Genomic DNA, 19,615 nt, shown 5'->3' on the forward strand with positions numbered 1-19,615 from the left:
TTACAAACCCGTCTCTTACCATATAGGAGACGGGTTTTGTTCATAAGTCAATCAGCATCGAGTGATAGTTAAAAATATTTTTATTTTTCTAAAGTTTACTGATTGAAGTTACCGATTTTATGGTATTCTATTTTTTGCTATGGATGTCATATATATGGGGTGCATAACGATGATAGGGCACACGACAGAGAAAGAACGGACGATATTTGATCATACTGGGAATAGGATCAAGACAGAAGACCGAGAGATTCGAATCCTTGCTAAGTATGAGGAACCACTGGTTGTCGTGTTAGGAAATGTGCTTAGCGATAGTGAATGCGATGAGCTAATCGAACATTCCAGAGAAAGATTGCAACGCTCAAAAATAGGGGAGGATCGTTCAGTCAATTCTATTCGGACGAGCAGCGGGGTGTTCTGCGAGCAGACGGAGACGATTACAAGAATCGAGAAGCGAATCTCTCAAATCATGAACATTCCTATAGAGCACGGTGATGGCTTGCAAGTTTTACGATATACCCCTGGCCAAGAATACAAACCCCATTATGATTTCTTTGCAGAAACAAGTCGAGCAAGTACCAACAATCGCATTAGTACGCTTGTGATGTATTTGAATGATGTGGAGCAAGGCGGAGAAACGGTGTTCCCTTTGCTTCATTTATCTGTTTTTCCTACTAAAGGCATGGCTGTCTACTTTGAATATTTTTATAGCAATCAAGAATTAAACGAGTTCACTTTGCATGCAGGGACACAAGTGATCCATGGGGAAAAGTGGGTTGCAACGATGTGGATGAGAAGACAAAGCTTTCGGGTCTCCTAGAGGAGGAATCCCCAAATACATATGCGAAACGACCACCTGACAAAGGTGGCTTCTTTATGTCCACAAGCCAAGAGTCGGCTACTTGAACTTCCTTATATACTTGAAACGAATATTATCAAGTGTTAGACTATTTTTTATTTATTGATTATCTCTCATGTTAAATACAAGGGGGCATCCGATGCCTGTCTTACAAAAAAAAGCAAACCACTCGAAAAAGATTAGCCTGGTGGCACTATTAACAGGACTAGTCTCTTTATCCGTTGTTCTGACTGTTACCATTCTCCTTATCTCATTCTATCAATCCAAAAAACAGGCACTGATTCACACGACGTTGACCTTAAATCACACAAGTGCACTCAAAATGAGTCACACCATAGACGCTTTGATAAAATCCATGCGGAGTAGCTTACAGTATTCGGCGAGCATCTTTTCCGATATGCACGCGATGGATGCAGATGAAATACATTCGAAGCTTGAATTGATACGTGGTACAAACAACTTTTTTAATTCGATTATCGTGGTGGATGAAACCGGGCTTGTTCGAAGTGTGTCTCCCGAATCAATTGGTACAGCAGGAACAAATTTGAAAATGGAAGTGGGGAAAAAGGTACTGGCATTAAAAAAGCCCTATATTTCTGTACCCTATATCACTGCACATTCGAATCGTCTCATTTTGCTTATTAGTGAACCCATTTTTGATAAAGACGGAATCTACCGTGGTTTTATCGGGGGAACGATTTATCTTCATGAAGAGAACATTTTAAATACGATCCTGGGGAGCAACCCAACGGACGAGCTAGGTTCATCTTTCTACATCGTAGGATCAAACGGTCATTTGTTGTTCCATCGTGATGAAAGTCGGATCGGAGAGGATATCAGTGCCAATCCAGCCGTGTACAAGCTCACTCAAGGGCAAAGTGGCTATGAACAGATCGTCAACTTGAGGGGACAGACGGAATTGGCCGCCTACGTGAAGGTTCCAGAGAACGACTGGGGTGTCGTTGTCGTGTCGAATATCAGTGTTGTTTATGAACAAGTAAATCGTGATATTCAACGCGTTTTGTTGTATACACTGCCTCCCTTTCTACTATTAATGCTAGTTGTGATTGGACTTGCGCGCAAAGTAGCAAGACCTTTCGTATCCCTGGCCGATCTTGTGAGCAAGGCAGGTAGAGAAGAGGTTGAGTTCTCGGAAGGTAAACAACATTGGAATCGAGAGGCTGAGCTGTTAACTCGAGCTATTCGCTTTACATTAAACGATATCAAAAAACAGACAGATCAGTTGGCTCATGATGCGCGAACAGATCCGTTGACAGGGCTAACAAACCGAAGAACGCTCGAGGAAACCATGCAAAAATGGATGATGGAGCAAATCCCCTTTTCTCTTATTATGATGGACCTTGATCGATTTAAATCCATTAATGACACGTATGGTCATCAGTCTGGAGATGAGGTGTTGAAACATTTTGCAAAAATGATTTCTTCATCACTTCGGCCAGAAGATGTGAGCAGTCGTTTTGGCGGTGAGGAATTTGTTGTCCTTGTTTCCCATGCTGGCTTGGAAGAGGCCTATCAGGTGGCCGAACGAATACGCCATACCTTAGAAACAAGTACAAATCCAATCGGGCAGCCGCTGACCGTGTCACAAGGCATTGCGCACTATCCTTCCCATGCTGTTTCGGCTGAAGATCTGATGCATGTAGCTGACGAGGCCATGTACAAGGCGAAGAGATCAGGTAGGAACCAAACAATGATAGCGGAAGTGGAGTAATCTATGTGAGGAGCGAAGAGGCGAGAGATCGCCTCTTTCTTTTTGAAAAAAAATCATTTGTTCGGTGCTAAAAAAGTAAATTCGGAGATATATTATCTCGCTTTTGACATATGCATGTAACAAATGGATAATTAAGTAAATTTCTCGTTCGGAAATGTGAAGCACATGATTCTTGTATCTCACTTTGAAAGAGGGGGATTCAGATGGAGAATGTTGTCACAGGGGAACAGTATGAGAGGGCACAACGCTTGCATCCTGCCAATTATTACGACGCAGTATTCAATGCTTTTCTCAGGCCAAACTGGATCAGCGGAAATCGCTTCTGGTACATCCGTGAAATCCGTTTGGAAAAGGGTACTGGTAGGCAATATGTGATCGTGGATGCTGAGAAGAATACGAGTCAGCCAGCATTCGATCACGCACGATTAGCCGTCTGTTTGTCAAGAAGGGCAGGAGAAACGTATAGCGCAGAAACATTGCCACTTGGGGAACTTTTGTTTACCGAGAATGGATCGTCATTCCAGTTTAAGGTGGGCGGTACTGTCTGGATCTGTGATTTACAGGAATACAGTTGCAAGCCCATAGATCATGTTGATAAGCCGTCGATGGATGAACTGCCGTCTCCAGATGGAAAATGGGTGGCGTTCGTATATGATCATAACTTGTATGTTCGGTCACTCGAAACCGGAAAGCGTATCAGGCTGACCCGCGACGGCAAGGCTTACTATGATTACGGAACCCAACCTGAATGTCGACTCTCGACGGTGGCGGAGCGATTGGCAAACATGAAGCTCCCTCCAGTGGTCATTTGGTCCCCTGATTCCAAGATGCTGTTGACCCATCGACTTGACCAAAGAAAGGTGCGCAATTTGCATCTGATTCAATCGGTTCCGAAGGGCGAAGAAATAAGACCGGTACTGCACTCGTACCGTTATCCACTGGTTGGTGATCCACACGTACCGTTGGCAGAGCTGGTCATCTGTGATTTGGAAAGGCGAACCACAGTCCAAATTGAAAGCGAGCCTTTACTGGCATGTCCAGTATCACCCCTCACTCCGGGGATGCAAATGGCCGGATGGTCAGCCGACAGTAAACAGGTTTATTTCGCCCGGATGTCCCGTGATGCCCGCTCTGTCGATTTTTCCGTAGCGGATCCTTGCTCCGGTGAGGTTTGCACGCTACTGCGGGAAGAAAGCGATACGTTTTTGAACCAAGACCTGCATAATCTCGGAGCGTCTAATCCGAATATTCGGTTATTGGCCGATGGTTCGTTCATCTGGCACTCAGAGCGTGATGGGTGGAGCCACCTCTACCATTGCGATGGCAATACGGGGGAAATTCGCAATGCGATCACATCGGGTTCCTGGACGGTACGAAAATTGATGGCAGTGGACGAGCAGCAGGGATGGGTGTATATCACTGGAGGGGGGCTAGAAGCGGGGCGCGATCCTTATTATCAACACCTGTATCGTGTTCGCCTGGATGGAACGGATCTATCGTTGCTGACGCCAGAAGATGCAGAACATGATGTTGTGTTTTCTCCCACTATGAAGTATTTCGTCGATACGTTTTCGCGAGTTGATTTGCCGCCTGTTTCTGTCCTCCGCTCGATAGATGGCACCCTGATTCGCGAATTGGAGCACGCTGATGTGGAAATGCTGCTCGAGATGGGGTACCAATTTCCAGAGAGGATTACCGTTAAAGCACGAGACGGTGTGACCGATCTTTATGGGGTGATGCTGCGTCCATTCCCGTTTGATCCTTCACGCAAGTATCCGGTCGTCGATTACATTTACGGGGGACCACAGATCATCAATACGCCGAAAGCTTTCGCGCTCGATCCCGGTCGAAGCCATGACCCGCTGGGTGGTGGACAATCATTGGCGCAGTTGGGCTTTATCGTATTGATCCTAGATGGTATGGGAACACCTTATCGTTCCAAATGGTTCCATGATATCTCAAACGGAAAATTGGAGGAAGCAGGAGGTTTGCTTGACCATGTGACAGCGGTAAGGCAATTGGCTGAGCGCTACCCGTATGTGGATGTTGATCGGGTAGGCATTTGGGGCTCGTCAGGGGGAGGCTACGCTTCGACAAGGGCCATGCTCTCATTTCCTGAGTTTTACAAGGCTGCGGTTTCCACGAGTGGTAATCATGATCAACGGCTGTATATTGCAGCATGGGCGGAACGCTATCAAGGTTTGTATGATCCGGACCTGTACAGGGATCAAGACAATGCACGTCTGGCAGCCAATCTGAAAGGAAAGCTCTTACTGGTGAGCGGAGATATGGATGAAAATGTGCATCCTTCCCAAACGATTCGGATGGCGGATGCGCTGATTAAAGCGGACAAAGATTTTGACATGCTGCTATTGCCCAACCGACATCACGGCTTTTCTTTGGAGCCTTACTTTATTCGCAGAAAATGGGATTATTTTGTACGGCACTTGATGAGAACAGAACCTCCGTGGGGAAATCAAATAGCCAACAAAAAGGCCAGTGATAAAGAGCCGATAGAGAAATAGCATGTGAGTGGAATGAAAACGGAGAAGTGCGAAGAGGAGCCCTAAGAAGAGCTCCTCTTTTCATTTTTTATTGAAACGACGGAGTGTTTTTCCGAGGAGAAGGCAGTCGCTATTTTACCTCGCGAAAACTTGCACTGACCTTTTGCAGCTCTTGCTTGAGGGAATCAAACCTTTTTTCTTCTGTCCAAGCCATGATTTGATGAAAATGTGTAGGCGTTTCGACCAATGTCACAATATAAGCGACCTTAATGCCGTCTACTTCGCCTTTGGCATTGAATTGGATGGCCACCTGGTTGTCGACTACCGTACGAATCTGTTTATCTACGGATACATTTTCTACACCCTCTTGAAGGTTTGCTTCAATGACTTGGGCATAATCTTGAAGCGTGAATGAACTGTCTAGATCCTGCTTCGATTCTGACAGCACCAATACATACTTTTCGCTAAAACGATTGGAGATTTGTAAACCAGCTTCATCGTGGAGGGCTGAATCCTTGCCCCAATCCGAAGGGGCTGTTATTTGAAATTTTTTATCCTTGCTATAGAAAATTTCTTCGGTAGGCGTTCTTGATGCGAGATCGACTATCCCAAAAATCACACCAATGATGGATAAAACAGCTACGATGGAGAAGACAACAGCGAGTACGGTTGTTTGCTTTTTGCTGACGTTGTTCAGATCCTTCACTTTAACTACGTATGTATTCGCTGCTAGATCGCCTAACCGTTGTCTTTTGTCGGAAGCCAACACACTGATTCCGGCTGGCAACCCGCCTATAAGAAATACATTTGCTTCGAATAGACGAATGAGGGAACGAATAAATGATTTCCATAACCCGGGTGGTCGTCCTTCCGCATTGACAGCAATGATGCGGAACGTAAATTTTCCGATCGTATATCCGGTAAGTCCTTCTAACAGTACATAATAAGAACATAGGATAATGGCGGCTAGGATGAAGAAGTAGAGACCGTTAGCGTCTTTATCAATGGAAACCCCAAGTGAGAGCAATCCGATTAGAAAACAAGCGAGAAGAATATGATCAAGAACATGGGCTCCCCATCTCGTGAAAAAAATCGTTGCCCTGTCGTACGATTTCGATAAATCTCCCATGTTTTTTGGTGGTTCTTGCTGGGGAAGAGGAGAAAACTCTGTCGGTACCAATGGTGATGGCGGTTGTTGCTCCAATTTTGTGCACCTCCTGAAAAATGTAAACATATTACATTTAACCACTTTGAAAATTGTATTGTCAATTGTAGACGATTAGAATGGAAAAAGATGAGTAAGGCGCTGCCGTCCCATTCCAGGGAGAGGAGAATTACATATGGAAATCCACCAAATACCCGAGCAATTGCCAGTGATCAAACATTCGAAAGACCGCTGGGGCTCTTTTGCCTATAGCAAGTGTAAGGATGCATACGGTTATGACGAGAACGGGCTGAAAAGATACGCGCTGATCGTTCAGCTTCAATACGATCAGACTGTGACAGAAGCAGACAAGGAGTTCCTGCACTATTTGATGAGCCAAGAGATTGAGATGCATAAGTCCCATCCCTATCAGGGATTACATGAATCCATGGACATCGTGGCTTATTTATTGGCGAAGTTTAAGGATGTTAATCATATCCCGCTGTTTGAGCAGGCAAAATTAAGCAATTTTGATACCTACTATGGCTTTGACACCGAGTATGTCATTTCGGCGGGGATTGAAGAGGCGATCACGTACATCGAAGAGAACGACCTGTACCGAATCAGCTCTTTCTTTCAGAATAAGAAAGAGGAGCTGGAAACGATGTATACGGCTGAACATATGGAGCGATGGTTTCAATCCAAGGCGAGGAATTACCCTGCCAATCGCGAGGATGAGTCCTTGATTACGTTAATGGACAGAGCAAGCGATTTCGGTAACATGGCAGAAGCAAGAAAATTACTGGAAAAGCTAGAAGAGCAGCTGGGCTCTGACAAAAAGAATTATTCTCTGCTGTATCATCAGGCAAAACAATTGGAAGAGTACGACAAGGCACTTCACTATCTCACACAGGATCTCCCGGAACAGGAAGATTCGTTTGACAAAGTATTCCTTTGGTTAAAAATGGCCGAAATTCATTTGCTCAAGCAGGACTGGGTTCAGGCTTTTGCCAGCGTCAAGCAGTGCGAGTCAGAGCTCAAACTCTTTTCCTCCTGGAGGAGTGCCGGTTTGGGAAGAAGTTTGAGCGAGACCTTGTTGGATATCAGCTTGATGGCAAAGGACAGCGACGAGTCTTTGGCTAGAGAAGCGTACCACTGGGCCGACCAGATGTTAAAATCGACAAACAACTATAGCAGTAATGTTTTGAGAAAGGCGCACCAATGTGCCAAGGTGCTGCAACTCAAACAGGATAAAAGGCTGTACAGTAAAAAAGTCGCGATAGAAGCTAGACGAATCAACAGAATGCTTAGATGACTCAAAGTAAACCCGACATCTGTAATGGTCGGGTTTTTCTCTGTTTGGATGCAACGTTCATAAAAAAAATACCCACTCAGGGATCACTTTGCTGTATCTTTAATCTGAGCAATATTTCCTATCTTTTTATAGACTTTTTTCCCCGTTAGCCAACCTCATTGCGCTTCAGGTCATCGATAGCAAGGCTACTTTCCATGTTTCCTTCATGAATGTCATTTTACTTCTAGGCAGGAGATGCGTATGGATTTATTAACGTACAGTCCACTTATCGCAACCAAGCTTCATGTTCCGAAGTATGGTTCGGACTTGTTACTTCGACATCAGATATTGAAAGAAATCGATGACGCGGGCGATGCAAGATTGATTCTCGTGTGCGCGCCAGCCGGTTTCGGTAAAACGACAGCAGTCAGTCAATGGACGCAAAATTCCGGCAAACCGACCGGTTGGATCTCCCTGGATGAATCAGATAATGATCCCGTGCGCTTTTGGCGATATTTTGCTAGGGCAATTGATAGGGCTCAGGAAGACTTGGGCAAAGAATCTTCCTCGGTGCTCCACCCACAATACACGGCTTCTGCTGAGCAGTTGATGTCCGTGTTACTCGAAGAAATTGCGGGGTTTGAACGTGATTTTTATCTGGTATTGGACGATTACCATCTCATTAAGGAGCCTTCCATTCATGAAGGACTGCAGACACTGATCCAGCATGCTTCCTTCTATATGCATGTCGTCCTGATTACGCGGGAGGAACCTCCTTTTGCCCTTCACCGTCTACGCGTTCGGAAACAGTTGAAGCAACTGGGCTCGGACACTCTTCGGTTCAATGAGGAGGAGTGTCGACGCTTATTCCATGAGCAACTGGGTCTGAGTCTGTCAGAACAAGACATAGGCTCGCTAAGCAAACGAACGGAGGGATGGGTGGCTGGTTTGCAGTTAGCAGCCTTATCCATGCAAGGAAAGCCCGAAGCGTCTAAGGTCATTCATCAATTTTCCGGTAACGATAAGTATGTCGGAGAATATTTGACGGAAGAAGTATTGAAACGTTTGCCTGAAAAGGTGCAGATGTTTTTGTTGAAAACGTCCATACTGCCGCGTCTGACAGGAGATCTATGCGCAGCCGTTACCGGAGAGCCGGACGCTCACGACATCCTTCGCATGCTCGAGAGAACGAATTCATTTGTCATCGCGCTGGATGGCGTAAATGAGTGGTATCGTTATCACCATTTGTTCGCAGAACTTCTGCTTTCCCATGTAAGGAAAACATATAACGAACTGCTTCCTACCCTACATATCTCTGCAAGCTGTTGGTTTGAAAGTCACGGGTGGATAATGGAGGCGACTGAGCATGCGTTTCTCGGAAAAGATTGGACCCGGGCGAGCCGTTTGATCGTCGCACATGCGCCGTGGATGTTGAAACAGTACGAAAATATAACACTGCGCAGATGGATGAAATACTTTGAGAAGTCCTGGTTGGAATGCAACCCTGAGCTGTGCATTGCTTTTGCTTGGCTGCATGCTGTATCTAACGAAATTGATCAGGCGGAAATCCTCCTTCAATTGGCTGACGAAGCAACACGGACCAATCATGGGAGCTTTGACGACTGTCGAGTAGAAATGTGTGTGCTTCGGGGATATATCGAAGTGATGCGGGGAAATGTGGACCTTTCCCTCAAATATATGGAAGATTCGGTCCAAATGAAGCCAAAATTCAGCCGCTACTTCATCGTCGGCATAGAGTTGAATTCAGATGAGCCGTACGTGCTGCGTAGTCGTGTGGCCTTGAGCGGGTATTTGTCCAATGTGAATGAATACTATCCAAAATTAAGAGCGATCTGGAAGCACAGTGGTCTTGGCATATTAGCCTACGGTTCCATCGTGATGGCTGAGCTTTATTATGAGAAAAATGATTTTGAGCAGCTAAAATATTTCGTACCGCGAGCCATCCAGTTAGGCACCATCTCCTTGAATTTTGGCGTATTGGTCCCTGTGTATTTGACTTTGGCCCGATGGAGAAAAGCAGAGCATCGTAACGACGAGATGTGGCTGGCCATGGAGGAAATCACATCGCTCTGCCGCCAGCATGATGCGCCTCCCCATTGGATGTCTTTTGTAGAAACATTCCGCGTCCGATTATGGATCGAAGAAAATCGACGGGAAGAAATAGAAAAATGGGCCGAGCTCTACACCAAAATGAATGTCGATATTGTCGCTTCCCGACATGAATTTGAACGAATGACGTTGGCCCGGGTATACATCTATTTAAAAAACGACAGTGCAGCCATCATGCTACTAACCAGCTTAAAGCATGAGGCGGAAATAAAGGATCGGCTCGGGAGTCGGATTGAAGCCTTTCTTCTGCTCAGCCAAGCTTACATGATCCCAAAACAGCATCATGAAGCGATGACGTGTATGCGCATGGCGGTGACGTTAGCCGCACCAGAAGGCTATGTACGCACTTTTTTGGATGAAGGCCCTGGCGTTGCCAAAATGCTCTATTCGCTCTATAAAAGCAAAAACGTATCCAAGCAAGAGATGGCTTATCTTTCGATGCTGCTTAAAAGTGTAGAGAAGGAATTTCCTACGCTCGATATTCAAATTCGGGTATCCCCTGCATTGGAAAAATTGACGGAAAGAGAGTCGGAAGTGCTGGCACTGATCGGTGAAGGGTTATCCAACTCGGAGATTGCGGACAAGCTGCATCTCACACTGGGAACGGTAAAAGGGCATGTGCATCAAATTTTTAGCAAGCTCCAGGTGAAAAATCGGGCACAAGCCATCGTCAGATTAAGAGAAAGTGAGATCGACCATTAGACAAAATAACGAAAGCAAAACGAGCCTCTAGAATCGATTCTAAGGCTTGTTTTGCATGTTTTCAGTGGCCTCAGCTATTTTCGGGTGTTTGTTTTCTTTGCAAATCCATCTCATGTACACACAACGGTCACATCAGCCATCTATACTCATCTTGTAATAACAAGGTTGGTGGTCATAGGAATGGCGACGGTGAGAAAAGGATTCGTAAATTTCACGATAGACTGGTAATCTATGCAATAAATGCACAACCACGAGTAAGGAGTGCGGAAATGAAACGGAAAGTGTTACTCGTAGAGGACGACGAGCTCATACGTGAATTTGTATCGGATTATTTTAAAAAAGAAGCTTGGGAAGTGTACGAAGCACAGCACGGTAAAATGGCGATGGAGCTTTTCGCTCTGCACCCTGTCGATTTAGTTGTACTAGATATTATGATGCCCGAGATGGATGGCTGGTCGGTGTGCAGAAAAATCCGCCAACAATCCGACATTCCCATCATGATCATTACAGCAAGAGTAGACGACGATGACCAGTTGATGGGTTTCGAGCTTGGCGCGGACGAATATGTCACCAAACCGTTTAGTCCAAAAGTATTAGTGGCCCGTGCCAAAGCTCTGATGAAAAGGGCAGAGGGGAGCATCGGGAGGGGAGATGATATCGCTCAGTTTGGAGCATTGACGGTAAACAAACGCGCTCACACCGTTACGATTGCAGGCGTCCCGATTTCATTGACACCAAAAGAGTATGAGCTGCTTCTGTTCTTCATCAAGCATGAAGGGACGGTCTTGTCCCGAGATAGCATATTGAATGGGGTTTGGGGGATGGACTACTTTGGCGACCATCGCACCGTGGATACCCACGTGAAAAAACTGCGTGCCAAGCTGGATACAGAGCAGCATCTGATTCAGACGATGATCCGTTTTGGATATAAGTTTGAGGCAAAACGATGAAACGCCTTCGACTAAACGTTGTGACAAAATTATTTGCCGCCACTTTTGTTTTTGTCTTTTTGCTCTACGCTTTGATATTGATAGGGGAAAAGTTTTTCTTTGAGCGCTTTTATTTAAACGCGAAAGTAAGCGAGCTCTCGCAAGCAATGGCATCTTTCCCAGATGAGTACGCCAAGCTCCCTCCAGGCAAGCACAAGCTGGATAGGCTGGTTGGAACATTGATGAATCGTACAGATGCCAGCTTTGCGATCGCAAACGAGCAGCTTAGGCAAATGAATCTTGATCCCTATTTTCTAAAAGTAAACGTAGCAAATCAAAATCAAGTGATTACCTTACCGTTAAAAGAAATGACGAGCACCGAGCTCCCTGAAGGACTCCATGCGGGAGACACGATTACCGTTGACGGAATCTTTATGGATGAGAACGACACGATCATGAAGCCGATACAGATAGCAAGACAAAGTCCATCCACAAATGTATCCGAAAAAGGACTAACCCGGGTTACGGGTGTCATTTCTGACCTCATGCTACCTAGTCAGCAGCGGGCACATAACCCTTTTTATCAGGATTCTCTCGTAGAGGATCAAATCGGATCATGGCTGACGCAGCAATCCGAAGAGATTACACAGATGAAAAGCGGATCATTCATCCAGCGGAAGTGGACTGATCCGTGGAGTGGTGTAAACTATGCCATCGTCATTCATCGGTTCTCCTATCATAGCGAGGCGATGTACATGATAGCGGTGACGACACTGCAACCTGTGAGCGATGCAATAAGTATGCTGACCAGCTATTCCCTATACGCGACGCCAGTCATCCTCGTCATCTTACTGCTACTGTCCTTTGTCTTTTCGAAGATCATCACGAAACCATTAGTTACGCTGAGTCATTCCGCTTCACGCATGGCTAATCTGGACTTCACAGAACTTGCTTCGATTCATTCTCAGGATGAATTCGGTGAGCTCTCACGCCATCTGAATACGTTAGCCGGCAAGCTGGATCAGACATTAAAAGACCTGACGAGTGCCAACGTCACTCTTCGCGAGGATCTAGAGCATAAGGAAAAAATGGAGCAACTTCGCAAAGAATTGATTGCAAACATCTCTCATGAACTCAAGAACCCGCTTGGCATTGTGAAGGGCTTTGCGGAAGGGTTAAAAGATGATGTCGCACATGAAAAGCGGGAGCGATACATGGACGTCATTTTAAGCGAAGTCGACAAGATGAACGAGCTCATTATGGATATGCTGGAGTTGTCCAAATTCGAAGCCAAAGCCATTTTACTTCGTAGACAATCGTTTCCCGTATCGGAAGTAATAGATCGTGTAGCTGCTTCCTTTCAACTACAGCTGGCAAACAAGCAGGTACGACTAAGGATCGCCTTACCTGAAGAGATAAACGTATGGGCAGATCCAAGACGTATCGAGCAAGTGATCGTGAATTTGCTCGGCAATGCAGTCCGGCACGCCAATCCATCAAGTGAGATTCGGATTACGGGGGCACGCGAGCGGGAGTGCATCCGGTTTCGAATCGAAAATGAAGGAGCGCACATCCCAGACGATCAACTAACGCGGATATGGGAGCAATTTTATCGAGTAGATAGCTCTCGCTGGCGGAAATCTGGCGGCACGGGTCTCGGATTGGCGATCTGTAAACATATCCTCGATCTACATGGCAGTGATTATGGTGCGGAAAATACCGTGGATGGAGTCGCTTTTTCCTTCACGTTAGTTGAAAATGAAAACAAAGGTGGAAATGACAATGAATCTGAAAAAGAATAATATGAAAAGCTTACTGGCTGTATTGGTCCTATCACTTGTTACTAGTGCTTGTGGCACACCGCTTCCTCAAGAATCGACTGGTCAAGTGTCGCCGCAAGTTCCTCAGGAAAACAAAGAAAACAAGGAGAAACAACCGGAGAACGTTGCACAAGACATGGCCGCAGAACAGCAGGAAAAAGAAATTCTCGTCGTGGTCGACCAGGAACCGAAACCCATCGAGGGAAATAGCTTCGATTTCTTTATCGAACAGCGACCTGCCGGCTATTCATTAGCTAGCATGCAGTGGAAGTCTGAGAAAACTGACATCGTAACCACGACAGAGCAAGCGATCAAAAACGACATGGAAGGTAACCCTGGTGAGAATCGCTTTGTCATCGGTGGTAGCATGTCGTTATCCAGTTTCTACTACAAGGATGAGTTGAAGGGGGAAAAGGGGAAATTGATTTTGGTCTTTCAAAATGAGCAAGGCAATGAAAAGACATGGGAGAAGGAGCTAACCCTTAAATAACGTCCGATCAATTGGAACCTCATTTTTGAGGTTCTTTTTATTTTGTTTGGCACATGTTTACGGTGGGGTTTTTTGTTGGGAAGAAATAAATCACGAAAAGACATAACTTTAGTTAGTATTTTTTGCAAAAGACTGTTGTTACCATATTTTTGTTTCACCTAGATGTTTTGCTAGGGGAGTGTGTCGACAGTAGGGGGAATTCAAATGAAGAAGGAAGGAGGACAGTGTTATTGATGAAAAGAATAATTGCTCGTTTGTTGGTATTTACTTTGCTATTTGCAATTGTCCAACCTGTGTTTATTCAAGAAAAAGTGAACGCAGCTGATCTTACAGATGTGATTCGAGTAGAGGCGGACAAGTTCGTGGATGCGTCTGGTGCCTATCCAGATGGAATGCAATTTGAATTGATTCAGAACGCGTTGATCGTCGGCTATGCGCGAGACTCTGGCGGGGATTATGGGGCTGCGAATGCTGCCCTGCGTTTTGACCTGAGCGGCGTGAAAAGTGAGAAGAAAATTGAGTCTGCTTTCCTGAAAATTTATGTGCATAAGGTAGATATAACAGGTGGAGATAAGCCCTTTATTGATCTATGGGGCTCGTCTGATGACAGCTGGAACGATGATTCTACGTTGACGATACCTATGCATAGTGAAAGAATCATAGCAAATGAGATGCTTCCCGATAATTTCACAGGGTGGAAATCGTTTGATGTAACCAGCTTTGTTAAGACCAATGTTTCAGACAAAAAGGCTACCTTTGTTTTAAGAGGACGACAAACAGCGCCGCCAGTACCACTTTTGTATCAACCTCAAATCGTTTTTTACGACAAAATAAATCCCAGCTTCGCTTCTCAGCTAGAAATCACTTATGCTGCTAACACTCCACCAACCGATATCCTCTTATCGTCCCATTCGATTCCTGAAAACAATCAAATAGGAGCGGTAGTTGGTACGCTTTCGGCAGTAGATCCTGATCAAGGAGATACTGTTACGTTCAGCATTCTAAACAATCCGGTGCCATTTACTATTGAGGGAAATCAACTGAAGGCAACGGAAAAATTTGATTTTGAAACGAAGTCGACTTACTATGTACCGATCACCGCAACAGACTCGGCTGGCAATTTCTTTACCAAGACGATGACCATCCAGGTGACAGATGTAAATGAACCACTTACGACAGCGACGGTTACCATCAATGGCGGTGCTGCGATTACGAATTCAGCAAATGTGACGCTCACCATGACCCATGATGATCCCGACGCGGCCAAGCCCGAGTACCGTTTGACGAATGTGGAAGGTGGTCCTTGGAGCGAATGGAAGTCGTTTGTGACACCTGTGACGTGGACTCTCACAACAGGCGAAGGGACCAAAACGGTCTTCATGGAGCTGCGAGATGGAACAGGAACTGTTCTGCAAGCACAGGATAGCATTGTGCTGGATACGACACCTCCGGCAGGGACCATCGAGATCAATAATGGGAACGTAGCCACTTCATCAGAAAAGGTAGAGCTTACCATTCAGGGTAGTGATGCGAACGGCCCGGTAGAACTGATGTTGTCGAATGATAACAACTTTACAGGCAGTTGGATACCTGTCCCAGCCAACAACAAGCTGGAATGGAACTTGGCTAGTGGAGATGGACAAAAAACGGTCTACGCGAGGTTCCGTGATGGTGCAGGGAATCTGTTTACGACATCGGATACCATCGAGTTAGACAAAACGCCACCTGTTGTGACGGGGGTTGCGAATGGCAGCTTCTACACGGCAGATGTCACACCTGTCTTCGATGATGGGACAGCAACATTGAATGGTGCTCCTTTTGCCAGCGGCACAAAGGTGAGTATGGAGGGCAGGTATACGCTGGTAGTGACGGATACAGCGGGGAATACGACTACGGTAACCTTTACCCTAGATAAAACCGCGCCTACTGGAACTCTTGCGATCAATAACGGAGCCACCCATACGAATAACCAAGATGTCACTTTGCAAATCGATGCCACTGACGTTTCCAGCAAGGTGAAAATGAAGCTGTCCAACGATAACATCAGCTGGAGTGCGCTAGAGGATGTGGCGACCGCCAAGGCTTGGAAGCTAACAAATGGGGATGGACAGAAAACGGTCTATCTACAGTTGATCGACGAAGCTGGCAACCCCCATGATTTACAGGCATCGATTACACTCGATACGGTTGCACCTGCTGTCACAGGGGTAGAGAACAACAAGCTGTACAATCAGAGTGTCACGATCAGCTTCAACGAAGGAAAGGCGACCTTGAACGGAAAGACGATAGCTGACGGAGAAATCGTCAATGAGGATGGCGCTTATACGTTGATTGTCACGGATGAAGCGGGCAATACAGCATTGCTTGCATTTTCGATTGATCAAACAAAGCCGTCAGGCAGTCTCAAGATCAATGGTGACGCCAATTATACCAATTCACTTGCAACCACATTACAAATTGCTGTTACCGATTTCAGCAATGATCTAGAGATGCGCTTTTCCCATGATACGAGTGATCCAGCCAATTGGACTTCTTGGGAAGCGCTGACTCCAACAAAGGCGTGGACCTTGCCGACTGGGGACGGAACCAAGTCGGTTTACATGGAAGTAAAGGACAAAGCAGGGAATATTGCTAGCTTTACCGATGAGATCACACTCGATATGACCAACCCTACGGGTGCTTTTGAGATCAATCAAGGTCAGTCGCATACCAACACGAGCAAAGTTACAATGAGTGTGGAGTCGGCTGATGCTCATGGTGTGGAAATGCGCTTGTCCAATGACAACCTGACGTGGAGCGATTGGAAAGCGGCACCATCAAAAGGCGACATTCCATGGGATCTGAATAGTGCGAATGGAACCAAAACGGTCTATCTCGAGCTGAGAGATCCGGCCGGAAACCAAATTGCCCTTCAAAAGCAAATCACGCTGGATTCTACTGGACCAGTCGTCACAGGAGTCGCCCAGGATGGTGTCTATGCGAGCGACGTAACGATTACCTTCAACGAGGGAACAGCATTACTGAACGGCAATCCGTTTACGAGCGGTTCTGTTGTCAGTGCGGAAGGATCGTATGAACTAGTCGTAACAGACGAGGCACAAAATCGCACGACGATTCGTTTCACGCTGGATAAAACACCACCGACTGGAACGCTCAGCATCGATAACGGAGCCGAATTTGCAAAAACAGAAGATGTTACGCTGCAACTCACTGCGTCAGGAAATTCAGACGACATCGAGATGGCAATCTCTAACGCGGATGACAATTCGGGTACGTGGGAGCGAGTCACAGCGACAAAAGCATGGAAGCTGGCTGATGGCAGTACAAACGGAACCAAAACGGTCTATGTCAAGCTGCGGGATAAAGCGGGGAACGTCACAAAGCTAAGTGATACGATTGAACTCGATGTGGTGGCGCCGACTGGATCCATCACGATCAATAACGGAGACAATTACACTAAGTCCCGTGATGTTACGCTCGCCATCACAGCGAACGACAGTACGAGCGTTGTACAGATCCGCTTCGCAAATGGTGACAACGACTGGAGCGATTGGGAGGCAGTAACTGCGACCAAAGCATGGCAGTTGAAGTCCGGTGATGGAACCAAGACCGTCGAGATGCAGATCACAGACAGGGCAGGGCACATCACAACCGTTTCCGATACGATCGATCTGGATGCAGATTCGCCAGTTGTTACAGGAGTCGAGGACAAGGGCATTTACAAAGATGACGTGACAATCACATTCAACGAAGGAACCGCGACGCTGAATAGTGCTCCGTTCGCAAGTGGTGACCAGGTAACAAGTGAAGGCAAGCATGAACTGCGGGTCGTAGATGCTTCCGGAAACGAAACCAAGATCACGTTTACTTTGGATAAGACAGCACCAACGGGAACGTTCGTCATCAACAATGATGATCGTCTAACCAACTCTACCAGCGTGAGACTGCATGTTACTGCCACGGACAATTTGGGAGATGTAGAGATGCGCATCTCCAATGACCAAGGCAAGTGGAGCAGCTGGGAAAAAGTGACGGGAACGGTACCGTGGAGCTTGACGTATGGCAATGGCACGAAAAAAGTTCTGATCCAGCTTCGCGACCTGGCAGGAAACACGGTCGAACTGGATGATTCCATTGAGTTATATGTGTCAAATCCGCCAACAGGAGAGCCGGTCACCGGAGTTGAGTTAGAGGATGAGGAGTTAACGCTGCGTGTGGGCGATACAGAAAGCCTTCGTGCCACTGTAAAACCAGCGAATGCCTCCAACAAACGAGTCAAGTGGGAAAGCAGTGACGCTGAAATCGTCGAGGTAGATGAGGAAGGCAAGATCACAGCGGTAGCTCCGGGAACTGTGACGATTACAGTGACGACCGAGGACGGGAAGAAAACCGATTCGGTGGAAGTAACTGTTAAGGAAATAGCTACCTTCCAGTTGGAAACAAACGAACCGTCCTTCTGGATTAAGCCAAGAGTAACCGCGACCTTACGACTCTATAAGGTAGAAGGCAAAAAACGCAAAGACATCACGAGAGACAAAAATGTGGAATACGACACGGAAAACGGGTTGGTTACCGTCAAGCAGGGCCGCATTACGGCAGGAAAAGAAGAGGGAGAAGACATCGTTACCGTTCGCTATATGGGCGAGGCACTGGAGATTCCGGTGACGGTTTCTAAGAAAACGATTCGTTCGTTGACGACTTCCTTCAAGGATTTGGTGCTGGAAGTCGATGATGAAAAGCAGCTAACGCTGACAGCCGTCTTCAGTGATAAGAACACCGAAGAGGTGACAGAGAAAGCAGCTTGGTCCTCTAGCGACGAAGAGATCATCGAAGTAACAAAAGAGGGAAAAGTGACAGCGCTGGCTGAAGGGAAGGCTGTCATTACTGCGAAATATGGCGGTAAAAAGGTAACCAATCGTGTGCTCGTCGTAGAGGAAAAGAAAGTGAAAAACTTGCGAGTATCGCGCTCTTCACTGCGCTTGAAGGCAGACAATACTGAAGAGATCGTCCTGTATGCGGTCTATGAAAATAGATACGAGGAGATCGTCACCAAGGATGCTGAATGGACAGTGAAAGATCCTGAGATTGCGACCGTAGAAAATGGTATCGTGACCGCACTGGAATCTGGTAAAACAACCATTACTGTGGAATACGGCGGCGAGACCATTACGATTAACATTACGGTCAGGTAAATGAAAAGAGGCTGTTCGATCTACTGTGGAGGGCAGCCTCTTTTCCATTCTGTTTAAAAGGTGAAGAAATATGGAAAATGCACTCATTGCTTTTGCAACTAGCATCATGGTAGGCGCTATTTTTTTTGGGATCTTATGGTGGGAAGGCTCGTGGTTCAGTCTTCGATTTACGAAGTGGTACTTCGGTATTTTATTTGCAGTCTCGATAGTAGTAGGAGGGTATACCCTTTTTCAAAGTTAATGATTTTACGTATCGAGTAAGCAAATTTCTACAAAGAAAAATAGACATGTTCAACCTTCTCAGGTATCGATCAATTTCTACACCAGCCAACCCGAGAAGGTAAACATGTCTATTTTTGTTTTATGATAAACCAATGTCTATGCTAATATTTGACATAAAATTCAGATATGGTATAATGCCCTTAAATGGTAATCTATTACATTTTATGCTTATAAAAGGTAATTGTTCTAAAAATTCCCCTCTTCCTAGTAGAATCTGAAGCTGCCTTTCCACGATTCGAAAGAACAATTCACCATTCAATTACAAGGCTTTCCTGCATAGGTGTTTCATACGCAACTGTATTCAAACACTACTCCACTTTTTTCGCGAATTCATAGCAATTCGATTCAGTTACCTTCCCTTTCACATCTCGTTTGTAGCCGCTTTGAACATGCACGATAAAATTTGAAAGCAACATGTTTGTTTGGTCAACTATTCCTCTGTTTTTCCCTTTTTCTATTTGATTCACCTTAACCAATCGTGTGTCCAGTCTTTATCGTGGACGATTCGATGAGTCAACGCCTACTTGTAAAGGAGGGGGA

General features: G+C 45.9%; 10 protein-coding genes. 9 read left to right on the plus strand and 1 reads right to left on the minus strand.

All coding sequences use genetic code 11. From position 1 onward, the window contains the following. Positions 1–169 precede the first annotated feature (169 nt). From HP399_RS04125 to HP399_RS04135, 3 genes are all read left to right on the plus strand, one after another. Complete coding sequence (locus tag HP399_RS04125; protein ID WP_173616922.1) at positions 170–817, plus strand: 2OG-Fe(II) oxygenase; 648 nt, start codon at positions 170–172, stop codon at positions 815–817. A 178-nt stretch (positions 818–995) separates the two neighbouring features. Beyond that, positions 996–2,588 (plus strand): sensor domain-containing diguanylate cyclase, encoded by a 1,593-nt coding sequence (locus HP399_RS04130; protein WP_173616921.1) that lies wholly within the window; start codon positions 996–998, stop codon positions 2,586–2,588. A 203-nt stretch (positions 2,589–2,791) separates the two neighbouring features. Beyond that, positions 2,792–5,113, plus strand: a complete 2,322-nt coding sequence (locus HP399_RS04135; RefSeq protein ID WP_173616920.1) for a S9 family peptidase — start codon at positions 2,792–2,794, stop codon at positions 5,111–5,113. 109 nt (positions 5,114–5,222) lie between these two features. Here HP399_RS04135 and HP399_RS04140 read toward each other — a convergent pair whose 3' ends face one another. Further along, the gene (locus tag HP399_RS04140; protein WP_173616919.1) at positions 5,223–6,296 is read right to left on the minus strand and encodes an RDD family protein; all 1,074 of its coding nucleotides are present in this window, start codon (positions 6,294–6,296) and stop codon (positions 5,223–5,225) included. Between the two features lie 136 nt (positions 6,297–6,432). Between HP399_RS04140 and HP399_RS04145 the strand changes: the two genes are divergently transcribed. The 6 genes from HP399_RS04145 to HP399_RS04175 all read left to right on the plus strand — a co-directional run bounded on the left by HP399_RS04145 (position 6,433) and on the right by HP399_RS04175 (position 18,793). Beyond that, positions 6,433–7,551: a hypothetical protein gene (locus tag HP399_RS04145; protein WP_173616918.1), complete on the plus strand. Its 1,119-nt coding sequence runs from the start codon at positions 6,433–6,435 to the stop codon at positions 7,549–7,551. Between the two features lie 240 nt (positions 7,552–7,791). After that, positions 7,792–10,362, plus strand: a complete 2,571-nt coding sequence (locus HP399_RS31075) for a winged helix-turn-helix domain-containing protein (protein ID WP_173616917.1) — start codon at positions 7,792–7,794, stop codon at positions 10,360–10,362. Positions 10,363–10,631: 269 nt separating this feature from the next. Next, complete coding sequence (locus tag HP399_RS04160) at positions 10,632–11,312, plus strand: response regulator transcription factor (protein WP_017251702.1); 681 nt, start codon at positions 10,632–10,634, stop codon at positions 11,310–11,312. After that, on the plus strand, positions 11,309–13,093 hold the full coding sequence (locus tag HP399_RS04165) for a sensor histidine kinase (RefSeq protein WP_173616916.1): 1,785 nt from the start codon (positions 11,309–11,311) through the stop codon (positions 13,091–13,093). The genes HP399_RS04160 and HP399_RS04165 overlap by 4 nt, the downstream gene beginning before the upstream one ends. Beyond that, the gene (locus HP399_RS04170; RefSeq protein ID WP_173616915.1) at positions 13,074–13,601 is read left to right on the plus strand and encodes a hypothetical protein; all 528 of its coding nucleotides are present in this window, start codon (positions 13,074–13,076) and stop codon (positions 13,599–13,601) included. The genes HP399_RS04165 and HP399_RS04170 overlap by 20 nt, the downstream gene beginning before the upstream one ends. A gap of 233 nt (positions 13,602–13,834) precedes the next feature. Beyond that, positions 13,835–18,793 carry an Ig-like domain-containing protein gene (locus tag HP399_RS04175; protein WP_173616914.1) on the plus strand — a complete coding sequence of 1,653 codons (4,959 nt, stop codon included), beginning with the start codon at positions 13,835–13,837 and terminating at the stop codon, positions 18,791–18,793. The last annotated feature ends 822 nt before the right edge of the window (positions 18,794–19,615 follow it).

Origin of the sequence: Brevibacillus sp. DP1.3A, assembly GCF_013284245.2 — a bacterium.
Lineage (GTDB): Bacteria > Bacillota > Bacilli > Brevibacillales > Brevibacillaceae > Brevibacillus.

Bases quoted from the DNA above. Each gene is read 5' to 3' on its own strand.
- HP399_RS04170 (WP_173616915.1), top strand. From the start codon at position 13,074: ATGAATCTGAAAAAGAATAATATGAAAAGCTTACTGGCTGTATTGGTC.
- HP399_RS04145 (WP_173616918.1), top strand. From the start codon at position 6,433: ATGGAAATCCACCAAATACCCGAGCAATTGCCAGTGATCAAACATTCG.
- HP399_RS04130 (WP_173616921.1), top strand. From the start codon at position 996: ATGCCTGTCTTACAAAAAAAAGCAAACCACTCGAAAAAGATTAGCCTG.
- HP399_RS04135 (WP_173616920.1), top strand. From the start codon at position 2,792: ATGGAGAATGTTGTCACAGGGGAACAGTATGAGAGGGCACAACGCTTG.
- HP399_RS04175 (WP_173616914.1), top strand. From the start codon at position 13,835: ATGAAAAGAATAATTGCTCGTTTGTTGGTATTTACTTTGCTATTTGCA.
- HP399_RS04160 (WP_017251702.1), top strand. From the start codon at position 10,632: ATGAAACGGAAAGTGTTACTCGTAGAGGACGACGAGCTCATACGTGAA.
- HP399_RS04125 (WP_173616922.1), top strand. From the start codon at position 170: ATGATAGGGCACACGACAGAGAAAGAACGGACGATATTTGATCATACT.
- HP399_RS04165 (WP_173616916.1), top strand. From the start codon at position 11,309: ATGAAACGCCTTCGACTAAACGTTGTGACAAAATTATTTGCCGCCACT.
- HP399_RS31075 (WP_173616917.1), top strand. From the start codon at position 7,792: ATGGATTTATTAACGTACAGTCCACTTATCGCAACCAAGCTTCATGTT.